14 protein-coding genes are annotated in these 7,204 nt (G+C 57.9%); 7 read left to right on the top strand and 7 right to left on the bottom strand.

Translation table 11 applies throughout. From position 1 onward, the window contains the following. Positions 1–217: 217 nt before the first annotated feature. Both CQW31_RS31945 and CQW31_RS30385 read right to left on the bottom strand, forming a co-directional pair. Entirely contained in the window at positions 218–349 is a 132-nt protein-coding gene (locus tag CQW31_RS31945; RefSeq protein ID WP_256587458.1) for a hypothetical protein, read from the bottom strand. Between the two features lie 64 nt (positions 350–413). Beyond that, on the bottom strand, positions 414–635 hold the full coding sequence (locus CQW31_RS30385; RefSeq protein WP_099816097.1) for a hypothetical protein: 222 nt from the start codon (positions 633–635) through the stop codon (positions 414–416). A gap of 392 nt (positions 636–1,027) precedes the next feature. Between CQW31_RS30385 and CQW31_RS30380 the strand changes: the two genes are divergently transcribed. Beyond that, positions 1,028–1,387 carry a hypothetical protein gene (locus tag CQW31_RS30380; protein WP_096010365.1) on the top strand — a complete coding sequence of 120 codons (360 nt, stop codon included), beginning with the start codon at positions 1,028–1,030 and terminating at the stop codon, positions 1,385–1,387. A gap of 357 nt (positions 1,388–1,744) precedes the next feature. Here CQW31_RS30380 and CQW31_RS30375 read toward each other — a convergent pair whose 3' ends face one another. The 5 genes from CQW31_RS30375 to CQW31_RS30355 all read right to left on the bottom strand — a co-directional run bounded on the left by CQW31_RS30375 (position 1,745) and on the right by CQW31_RS30355 (position 4,208). Beyond that, positions 1,745–2,269, bottom strand: a complete 525-nt coding sequence (locus CQW31_RS30375) for a hypothetical protein (RefSeq protein ID WP_028697937.1) — start codon at positions 2,267–2,269, stop codon at positions 1,745–1,747. Positions 2,270–2,343: 74 nt separating this feature from the next. Next, a complete protein-coding gene (locus CQW31_RS30370) occupies positions 2,344–2,679 on the bottom strand; it encodes a hypothetical protein (protein ID WP_028697938.1) in 336 nt (111 codons plus the stop codon). A 54-nt stretch (positions 2,680–2,733) separates the two neighbouring features. Then, positions 2,734–2,964 carry a hypothetical protein gene (locus tag CQW31_RS30365; protein WP_028697939.1) on the bottom strand — a complete coding sequence of 77 codons (231 nt, stop codon included), beginning with the start codon at positions 2,962–2,964 and terminating at the stop codon, positions 2,734–2,736. Positions 2,965–2,966: 2 nt separating this feature from the next. Further along, entirely contained in the window at positions 2,967–3,407 is a 441-nt protein-coding gene (locus CQW31_RS30360; protein ID WP_028697940.1) for a hypothetical protein, read from the bottom strand. Between the two features lie 3 nt (positions 3,408–3,410). Next, entirely contained in the window at positions 3,411–4,208 is a 798-nt protein-coding gene (locus CQW31_RS30355; RefSeq protein ID WP_226342910.1) for a S24 family peptidase, read from the bottom strand. Positions 4,209–4,246: 38 nt separating this feature from the next. Here CQW31_RS30355 and CQW31_RS30350 point away from each other — a divergent pair, with 38 nt between their 5' ends. The 6 genes from CQW31_RS30350 to CQW31_RS30325 all read left to right on the top strand — a co-directional run. Continuing rightward, positions 4,247–4,486 carry a hypothetical protein gene (locus tag CQW31_RS30350; RefSeq protein ID WP_028697942.1) on the top strand — a complete coding sequence of 80 codons (240 nt, stop codon included), beginning with the start codon at positions 4,247–4,249 and terminating at the stop codon, positions 4,484–4,486. Positions 4,487–4,516: 30 nt separating this feature from the next. Further along, entirely contained in the window at positions 4,517–4,711 is a 195-nt protein-coding gene (locus CQW31_RS30345) for a hypothetical protein (RefSeq protein ID WP_028697943.1), read from the top strand. A gap of 20 nt (positions 4,712–4,731) precedes the next feature. Continuing rightward, on the top strand, positions 4,732–4,968 hold the full coding sequence (locus tag CQW31_RS30340) for a hypothetical protein (protein ID WP_028697944.1): 237 nt from the start codon (positions 4,732–4,734) through the stop codon (positions 4,966–4,968). 87 nt (positions 4,969–5,055) lie between these two features. Beyond that, positions 5,056–5,691, top strand: coding sequence for an HNH endonuclease (locus tag CQW31_RS30335; RefSeq protein ID WP_080694549.1), 636 nt, complete (start codon positions 5,056–5,058; stop codon positions 5,689–5,691). Further along, positions 5,691–6,500 carry a hypothetical protein gene (locus CQW31_RS30330; protein ID WP_028697945.1) on the top strand — a complete coding sequence of 270 codons (810 nt, stop codon included), beginning with the start codon at positions 5,691–5,693 and terminating at the stop codon, positions 6,498–6,500. Before CQW31_RS30335 ends, CQW31_RS30330 begins: the two co-directional genes overlap by 1 nt. Continuing rightward, positions 6,490–7,204 (top strand): ATP-binding protein (locus tag CQW31_RS30325; protein WP_099816096.1); only part of this gene is annotated, 715 nt, incomplete at its 3' end. The genes CQW31_RS30330 and CQW31_RS30325, both read left to right, overlap by 11 nt.

The following is a 7,204-nucleotide window of genomic DNA, read 5'->3' as shown; positions in this document are numbered from 1 at the left end:
TTGCACGCTCGACGTTACTGCGGCCATGGGCGCGCATCCAAGCTCCGAGGGTGTCCAACTGGTTATTGAGGTCAGCGATCTTGGTGCGCTTAAGGCTTTTCATCGTCTTGCCCTCCAGGGCGGTTGAAAATGTCTAGGAAATGTCTGCAAACGACCCTCTAGACATTCCGGTTGATTTCCCGTCTGGCCCTGTCGCCAAGGCCAGCCAGTGAAATCGTCAGGCACGGTCGCGGTGCATCAGCTCAAGAATCAGCGCCTTCTCGTAACCGGGGACGAGGCAGTTGCAGGTGTTGTTCATGCGGTCTGACTTCACTGCGACGCGGGCTTTGCGGAATTGCTTGCGGTTCATGCTGTGTTCCTCCAGTGGATTCCCCCTGATGCGCCCCGCTTGAGGCGCACCGGGGAATCGTCTGTCAGGCAGCGCGAGCCAGTTCAGCCTGCGCCAACAGCTCAGTTACAGCCTCGGCCGGGGTGCAGCCGTCGGCGAAGAAGTCATGCAGGTCGCTTTCTTCCTGCGAGCCCAGGGCGACCTGGTGGCCGAGCAGCTGGGATGCCTTGTCGATCCAGCGGTAGTAGGTGCGCTCTTCAGCGTCGATGCGGCATTCATCAGCCGCCATGGTTGCCATGTTGAACATAGTGAATCCCTCCGGTTGATTTCCCAGATGCCACTCATGGAATGGCACCTGGTGAAATCCCGGCCTCGCTACTGGCGACAGGCCGGGGTATTGCGTCAGCGGTGATCGCTCGAGCTCAGCCGCCGACGGCCCTGCTCTCAGTTCGGTTGGCCTTGAGCTTCCCTATCACCTCGCGTCGATCGGCCTCGGCGGGGTGGTCGTTGGGTAAGGTGTTCGCTACACGACTGCCGACTGCAGCTCTGTGGCCCGTTGGGTGGGGCAGTCCGTCGTGGGTTGCCGGTCCGTGTTCCGGCTGGGCTTGCTACTTCATTGGCTGGTTTCTCCTGGGGTGGTTTCCTGAGCGATGATGGCGTCGTAATATCGGGCGCATCACACCAAGGATTGGGGCGGGCATGGCTACGGACTGGGTTACAGAGCAACTCCGCAAAGCTTTCATCAAGATCAATGCGAAAGCTGAGCGAGCCGAGACAAAGCGCCGGAAGCGCAGTGAGGCCAAGGCGAAAGCTCAAGCGAAGGCGAAAGCTGCCAAAGAATCCGAAGCTTGGGCCCTAAGCCAGAGGGTCAGGCCCTGCCATGAATGCGGAAAGCCTGCCAAAGCAGATCCGGAGTTCTTTTTGAATCCTGTGATCTGCCCAAAATGCAAAGATCGATCTCGCGATGTTGACTTGGGAATTCACCCCAGAAAGCGCGATGATTTTTCAGAAATCACCGTTTTCAAAGGTGGCGCTCCAGGCCTTGGTCGCCGCAAGTAATCGGGCACGCAACTGGCGTCAGCCCAATTCATTTCCTACAGGTCGATCAACTCACCGCGCCGTCGAATACCGCGCGGAGCAGCGTGTTGATCGCGGTCCCACCAAGATCCGAGGTCGATACGGCATCGCTCAGGGAGGCTCCTGCCTATGAGCGTGCTAGCTACCTTTCCCACCTGGTGGTGTGTTTCGCGGATTGTGTAAAGAGCGGTCGGCTTGAGGGCCTCCCGAGGGGCTGTGTAGCGCCTCGATGGGTGTAAATATGTACCAGTGGTTCACAGTCGTCAAGTACCAAAAGTACACATTTTTCTCGCGCCCACAAAAAAGCCCGCGCTAGGCGGGCTCTCATGTTGGCGGATTCTAGTTTTGCGGGACGTACTTTGTTTTGGCGTCCATGCCACATTCGGCTATCAGCCTCTGGCAGATCTGATCGGCTTCTGCCCGAGAGTCGTAATAGCCGCAATGGATTGGCATGCTTGAGCCGGATACGACTGGAAGACCAAGCTCTCTGGCGACCCCAAGGCGCCTGTCCAGCTCAGCCTGGCTGGTGGCTGGCAGTATGGCGACCCAGCCGTGCGAGGCTCCGCTTCCTTGGGGCATTGATACAGGCTTGCTGATGGACTCATGCGCTTGATGGCCTGAGCTTCCAGAGAGGGGAGCGCCGACGGAGTCAATGCTGGGTCTTGATCGCACCGAAAGAAGGATCACGCCAGAAACAGCAGATGCAGCCCCAAGCACTGCCAGCATGGTGCGCCTGGATAGAAGCTCAGCATTGCTCGCTCGCTCCCAGTACATGAGCCCGTAAGGCAATGTCACATCCATGGCCAGAGCGTAGGCGATGACGGCCAGCCCGATCCCGATCAGTGCGATTCCCCAAGCCTTCATGGCGAACTCCCTGTGAATTTAGCGCCATCCTACCACTCTGGCCGCCAGCCATCACGCAGGCATAGCGCTGGAAATCAGTCGTTCTGAGGGAGGTCCCTGGGCTTTACAATGAGGCCTAGCATTGCAACCAGGTAGAACAAGGCCCACCATGTCCAGAAGGCGATCAGTAACACCGACATTCTGGTGAGCGGCTTATCGGTGAACACGTTGAGCTGAATCTGAAGGAGCAAAAACCACATGACCGCAATATTTCGCAGGGCTGCTAGAGAGATTTCTCTAATTGTTGCAACGTTTGCGGCAACAATGCCTATATACCTCCTTCTTGACTCCCAGATAGCCCTTGACAGCCCTATTATCATGGCCGCAATCAAGCTGGCGACTACGCTATTAGCTATGTTGCTGATATCCAAGCTGCCTCCATTTCGAAAAAGCCGAGACGAATCCCGGCCGGCAAAATAGCCTCTTCAGGATCTCTCGATACGGCCTGCTTTTACCTCTTCCCCATACCCCACCAGCCGATCCTCCCCATCCTGCATCACCTGGCAGATCCTGATCACCGCCTGGGCGTCATGCTCGTTTCCGGCTTCGCTCAGGCGGACGGCGATTCGCATCAGTTCGACTGCTGACCATTTAAGGTCAGAGGCTAGCCCTTGGAGGTCGCGACGGAGTTCTTGGTTGGGCTTGGTTAGCGTCATGGCTAGGCCTTCTTAACATCGCCGGAAAACCGACCGGAGATCATCTCTGCGCCGCCGAGCTTTTCGACGATCTCTGACCACGGCTCCCGTAGACACTCTTGCAAGATGGCTTCGCAACGCTCATCCGAGCCATCAATCACCTCGGCTAGCTGGCGAATAGAAAGCAGAAAACGGTGAAAGTCGCTTCCGTGCGTCGGCACGGGGCCAATCTCGGATGCCATTTTCGAGAAAGGAACCATGCGGTCAGAAAATTCGGTTTGGGGAATCCATATCCCTTGCCACTCTTCGCGGATGAAGATTGGGGGCGGTGCTGATCGATCCCAGTAGGTTTCACCATGTCGTTCAAGTACGCAGTATGGCGTCCGCAGTTGCATGGTTGCAGCGAACATGAAGTGCGTGACGAATTCGCCAGGCCACGCCTGATCCCCGGACCTGTATTCCATGAGCTATAGGACTCCGCCGCGCCAAATTACGCGACCAAGGATGCGGTGCTCATGGATCTCTCCATCTGGCACCTTCAGGTCTGCATAGAGCGCTTTGTCCGGGTTATCGCTACGGATAATCCATCCTTCAAGGTCAGAGAAAATGAGGCGCTTGACGATTGCCCCCTTGTTCTCGCTGAAGAGGGCGAAAACCTGCCCGTCGACGGGGTCGATTCTCGACTCATCGATCAGTAGTACATCGCGATCACTGATGGTTGGCTCCATGCTTGAGCCTTGGGCATAAATTACCTTTAGGTTTTTCGGGTTGAGGCTCATGAATCGAATCCACTCGCGCTTGAACGCCAGCGTGCCCCTAACCTCGACGTGATCATTGGACTGGCCGGGGCCTGCTGAAACCAGAGCGGTGTACTGCTTGATGTGGACGTAGGTGTCTTCCTCATCCTCGTCAGTGGGGAACGCCGGTACGTCCGCTGGCTGAGATGCCAGCTGCTTCGCAGGCATTTGATCACCGTCGCGCATGGCGCCACGCCCGTACTCCAGCCACTCCACTCGCACCTTTAGGGCTGACGCCAGGGCAAGCATCTTGGCGCCGCCCGGCATTGACTCTCCGTTCAGCCACTTGCTGCTGGCCTTCGGCGTAACGCCGGCAAGTTTCGCAAGACGAGCGCCAGCGCCCCATGACGGGATGTCGTTGGCGAGCAGGGCCTCCCTCAGGCGCGCCGCGAAGGCTGCGCGTATTTCTTCTATCTGAACCATAGGTTCAATATCGCACGCGCTTGCATGTACTTTCAGTTCCGACATAATATGTACTGACAGTTCATATTTCGTTTGGAGGCCCCATGCAGGAGCTCAAGAAGGCAATCGATGACGCAGGCGGCGTAACTGCCGTTGCGCTCGCTTGCGGGAAAACGCCGCGCGCCGTCTACAAGTGGCTCACCGCTGGCTGCCTCCCGCGCACCGAATACACCGGCGAGACCAGCTACGCGGAAAAGATCGCAGTCCTGGCCAAGGCCAATGGCAAGCCGTTCAAGGCTCAGCGCCTTCTGGCTGTAACCGCGCCAGCCAAGTCCGCCGCATAACCAACTTCAACCGCAAGGAGCAGTACCCGTATGGCCTATCACGACCAAAGTCACCTTAAAGACCGGGAGATTAAGTCGCGCTACGACCAAGAGACCTATGAAGCGCTCAAGGCCGTAGCCCGGCTGCACAAGCTTCAGCTGGCCGTCTTCGTGCGCATGTGCGTTGAGGAAAAACTGGAAAGCATCATCGAGAGCGATGTTACCGACAAAAGCCAGACGGCCTGAAGGCCCGGAAGGAGGCCTACGTGCCCGAAACCACGATCTGCCACGGGATCGATGGACGCCTCTACGAAAAGCTTGTGCGACTGGCGAAAAAGGCAGGCATGTCGCCTGAGCAGTACGCCGCAAAGCTTGGAACAGAGCGCTTCTTCGAGAAGACCAGGCCGAGAGGGGCCGGAAAAATCCGAAACCTCCCGGTGCCACAAAGGAATCAGGACTCGATAGGGCCTGAAAAAGGAGGGACTGATGAAGACCCGAATTAGCGAATCAGCAGATTCGCGGAAACAAAAAAGCCGCCTGGCGGGGCGGCTTCTTCTAAGTACAGCGGTAACTCATCTGTGAGGTGAATCATGACTGAATCGAAACTCTCAGGCAAGGGGCTAATCAGTCCCGCGCCACAAAATCCTAGCTGCGAATCTGTGGCGCGGAAAGACATCGAGCAACTCCTTACCGCTGACCAAGCCAGGGAGTTGTTTAAGGTCCAGGACGGAAAGCTTGTGAATCTGGTCAGGCGTGGCAGCAGGGCCATGCCTGGCATGTTTGCAGGATCTCCAAACAGCGACGGCTACCTTCGCGTGAAGATCAACAATGTTGCTTTTCGGGTGCATCGCGTTATCTGGCTGATCACCTACGGCGAATGGCCAGAAGGTCAGATCGACCACATTAACGGCGTTCGTGATGATAACCGCATTGAAAATCTGCGCGCCGTAAGCGTCGTAGGTAATCAGCAGAACCAGCACATGCGTGTTGACAACACTTCGGGCACGACCGGCGTGCGCCTGGAAAGTGGTGCCTGGACCGCAAAGATTCGAGTGCGCGGAAAGCGGCTGCACCTGGGGCGATTCAAATCTCTAGAGGAAGCCGCTGCCGCCCGTAAATCCGCTGAGCTTCTTTACGGATTCCACCCGAACCACGGGAGGACAGATTCTGAGCGTCGTAACGGCGCCAAATCGTTCGGCACCCATAGCATCATGAGGTCCGCATAATGGCCCGCGCTCGCAACATTAAGCCAGCCCTGTTCAAGAACGAAGTCCTCGGCGTGGCTGACCCCATGCTGACTCTGCTTTTTGAGGGTCTTTGGCTGCTCGCTGATAAGGCTGGGCGACTGGAAGATCGCCCTCTGCGCATTAAGGGTGAGCTTTTCCCCTATCGCGATGGTGTGGATATCGAAGGTCTTCTGTCTTGGCTTGCTAGGGAAGACTTCATCGTTCGATACACCGTGAGCGGTAAGCGCTATATCCAGGTGCAGAACTTCGACAAACATCAGAACCCGCATCGTAATGAGCCGGAGTCGATTATCCCTTCTGCGTCAGAGGGTTGTATCAGTACCGATTTTGGCGGGACTGCTTCTGCCAATCTCGGTAGCGCTCGGGCTGATTCTCTGATTCCTGATTCCGGATCCCTGACTGCTGATACCCGAAACACGTCAACGCCTACGGCATTGCCGACTCCGGCGAGTGACGACCTTTTCCCGAAGTTCTGGAAGCTGTACCCGAACAAGAAGGGCAAGGCGGCTGCGGAGAAGGCGTGGAAGAAACTCAAGGTCACTGACGACCTGTTCACCCTGATCGCCCAGGGCCTGGCCAAGCAGTGTGCCTCCCCCGGCTGGATCAAGGACAAAGGCCAATTCATCCCGCACCCGGCTACCTGGCTCAACGGCAAGCGCTGGGAAGACGAGGTCGAGGTTCCTGCTGACAACGTCCACCACCTGCCCACCAGTCGCCATCACGGCTTCGCTGAGCGCGATTACACCTCAGGCTTGAAGCGTCGGGAGGACGGCAGCTATGCGCTCTGAAAAAGTCGTCCAGATCGATCAAGGAGCGGTCGTTGCCCGCATCCAGCCAGCCGACTGCGAGAAGCACGGCCCCTTCGAGCAGAAGGTCACCATGTTGCTGGGCAAGGCACTGCGAAGCCACTGCCCTGAATGCGCTCGCATTGCCAAGGAGGGGCGTGAGGCTCGCGCCGAGGCCGAGCAGGCCCTGAATGTCCGCCTGGCGATCTCCCGCAAGCTGGGCGACTCGCTGATCCCGAAACGCTTCGCTGATCGATCGCTGGCGAACTACAAGGCCGAACACAAGGGCCAGGCCGAGGCGCTGCGCTTCTGCCGCCACTACGTGAAGACCTTCGACCAGATCGCCGAGAACGGCCGCTGCATGGTATTGCTGGGTAAGCCAGGCACCGGTAAGACCCACTTGGGCGCCGGCATGGCCAACGACCTGATGCGCAGCACGTCGCACTCGGCCGTGTACCGAACTGTGGGCTCGATCCTGCAAGCCATTCGCGCCACCTACGACCGCTCCAGTGAGGCGACCGAGGCCAGTATTCTGGCCAGCCTGATCGAGCCGTCGCTGCTGGTTCTGGACGAGGTGGGTGTGAGCAAGGAGCAGCCGAGCGACTTCGAGCTGACGACCCTGTTCGCGATCATCAACGGCCGGTACGAGCAGGTGAAGCCCACGGTGGTCATTTCCAACCTGGGCCCCGAGCAGTTGCCGGTTGCTA

It is taken from the genome of Pseudomonas sp. 382 (genome assembly GCF_002759075.1).
Lineage (GTDB): Bacteria > Pseudomonadota > Gammaproteobacteria > Pseudomonadales > Pseudomonadaceae > Aquipseudomonas > Aquipseudomonas vlassakiae.
This window is presented reverse-complemented; position numbering and strand designations above follow the sequence as displayed.

Coding starts and splice junctions, on each gene's coding strand:
- CQW31_RS31945 (WP_256587458.1), bottom strand. CDS start 349: ATGAACCGCAAGCAATTCCGCAAAGCCCGCGTCGCAGTGAAGTCAGAC.
- CQW31_RS30385 (WP_099816097.1), bottom strand. CDS start 635: ATGTTCAACATGGCAACCATGGCGGCTGATGAATGCCGCATCGACGCT.
- CQW31_RS30380 (WP_096010365.1), top strand. CDS start 1,028: ATGGCTACGGACTGGGTTACAGAGCAACTCCGCAAAGCTTTCATCAAG.
- CQW31_RS30375 (WP_028697937.1), bottom strand. CDS start 2,269: ATGAAGGCTTGGGGAATCGCACTGATCGGGATCGGGCTGGCCGTCATC.
- CQW31_RS30365 (WP_028697939.1), bottom strand. CDS start 2,964: ATGACGCTAACCAAGCCCAACCAAGAACTCCGTCGCGACCTCCAAGGG.
- CQW31_RS30360 (WP_028697940.1), bottom strand. CDS start 3,407: ATGGAATACAGGTCCGGGGATCAGGCGTGGCCTGGCGAATTCGTCACG.
- CQW31_RS30355 (WP_226342910.1), bottom strand. CDS start 4,208: ATGTCGGAACTGAAAGTACATGCAAGCGCGTGCGATATTGAACCTATG.
- CQW31_RS30350 (WP_028697942.1), top strand. CDS start 4,247: ATGCAGGAGCTCAAGAAGGCAATCGATGACGCAGGCGGCGTAACTGCC.
- CQW31_RS30345 (WP_028697943.1), top strand. CDS start 4,517: ATGGCCTATCACGACCAAAGTCACCTTAAAGACCGGGAGATTAAGTCG.
- CQW31_RS30335 (WP_080694549.1), top strand. CDS start 5,056: ATGACTGAATCGAAACTCTCAGGCAAGGGGCTAATCAGTCCCGCGCCA.
- CQW31_RS30330 (WP_028697945.1), top strand. CDS start 5,691: ATGGCCCGCGCTCGCAACATTAAGCCAGCCCTGTTCAAGAACGAAGTC.